This is a genomic window from Neisseria sicca VK64, from assembly GCF_000260655.1.
Lineage (GTDB): Bacteria > Pseudomonadota > Gammaproteobacteria > Burkholderiales > Neisseriaceae > Neisseria > Neisseria sicca_B.
Genome location: NZ_AJMT01000104.1, coordinates 1 through 1576 on the forward strand (window position 1 = coordinate 1; position 1576 = coordinate 1576).

Genomic DNA, 1576 nt, shown 5'->3' on the forward strand with positions numbered 1-1576 from the left:
GGCCGCTGCCGTCGTAAATGCTGTGCGGCAGCCCGTTGTCGTCGTAGCAGAGGCGGATATGGCGGCCGTTGCGGTCGAGCTGGGCGACCAGTTGGTAAATGCCGCACCCGGAATCGACTTCGGCAAACAGCAGCCGTGCGCCGCCGTCGGGGGAGGCGATTTGGTAGAGGTCGTCTGAAAGTTGGTTTTCAGACGGCCTCTATGTTAACTGCTAATGAGATTGTTAAAGAACAAATGTTTCAGACGACCTCAAAGAAGATAGTGAGGCCGTCTGAAAAACAGAAACCGCGTGCGTGCATTCCGTACACACCCTAACATCAGAATTTGAAGGTTTTGTGCGGGGCGTGGAACCGTTTTGGGGCTTTGAAAAGCAGCCTGCACTTTTTCAGGTAGCCCGAAAGGGGGTGTGGGAAGCAATTGTCCACCCTACATCAGAATTGAAGGTTTCATCCAAACTACGGATTGCTTATTGCATATTATTTCCAATATATAATTTAATCTTCTCAAATTGCTCATTGGAACAATAAATGGAAAAAATATTCTTCCCACTCTGTTTATTCTGTGCAGATAAAATATTATTTTTATATTCAAAATAGATTCTACTTAATGGAATTGAACCCTTACCAATTTCACCATTACATGAAAAGGTAAAATTTATTTGATTAGCACTTATATTAATGCTTCCACATTCTTTTTTACTTCGTTGTTCGGCTAAAATTATTTTGAACCAACCTCCAAACCCTGGATCATAATGATAATTTGAAATATAAGGAGGAGTTGAAGATACCAAAATTGATGCTATTAATCCTGTTAAAATTTTCATGATTATTTACCTTTATTAAGCCTTCTAATTTTTCTTGCAAGCGAAGCGGGAGTAACCCAACCAGACATCTTCATTTCTTCTATGCCAGCAGCTTGACTCGTTCCATAAGCAAAACTTGCACATTGCCTGTTACGTAAGTTATAGCCAGAAGTTTCAGTATTTTTACTATTAAAATCATTTATGTAATTTTTAACCTTCACCATTTGTTTATCAGTTAAATTATAGCTTCTTGATACCAAATGTGAACTCCCCAAATGTGAAATATCATTGAAATCCATAGCTCCTCCCATATCACTCATAAGAATACTTGCAATATCTTTTGATTTATATCTAAATCCATCTCCATCAGGCCATTGTCCAATATATTGCGTTTTCCCATTTTCCTCCAAGCCAATAAACGCATGCCCTACAAAGTCACTAGGATCCGAGAAAATAGTTAATTTTCCCTCCAAACCTAACACATCCGTCCAACTCTGTATATTAGGAGCAAATCGATAAAGGTTACTACCCCCCAACAACCCAATCGGGTCCTGATTCACAAATCGCCCGGTCTCAGGCTCGTAATACCGCATCAGGTTGTAATGCAGCCCCGTCTCTTCATCATAATACTGGTTTTGCAATCTGAACGGCTGATGTGCATCCTTGTAAACCCGTTCATCCTTTTTCAGACGACCCCAGGCGGTGTATTCGCCGTACCATAAGAGATTGCCGTGGATGTCGGTCATCTCGCGCGGGATGCCGATTTGGTCGTTG

General features: G+C 41.5%; 2 protein-coding genes. Both read right to left on the bottom strand.

The window, feature by feature from the left end:
- Window positions 1-466: 466 nt before the first annotated feature.
- Window positions 467-823, bottom strand: a complete 357-nt coding sequence (locus HMPREF1051_RS06470) for a hypothetical protein (RefSeq protein WP_036492246.1) — start codon at window positions 821-823, stop codon at window positions 467-469.
- A 2-nt stretch (window positions 824-825) separates the two neighbouring features.
- Window positions 826-1576: RHS repeat domain-containing protein (locus HMPREF1051_RS15210; RefSeq protein ID WP_003766036.1), on the bottom strand; the 751-nt coding region annotated here is incomplete at its 5' end.

Excerpts from the sequence above, each read along its gene's own strand:
- HMPREF1051_RS06470 (WP_036492246.1), bottom strand. The coding sequence starts at position 823 with ATGAAAATTTTAACAGGATTAATAGCATCAATTTTGGTATCTTCAACT.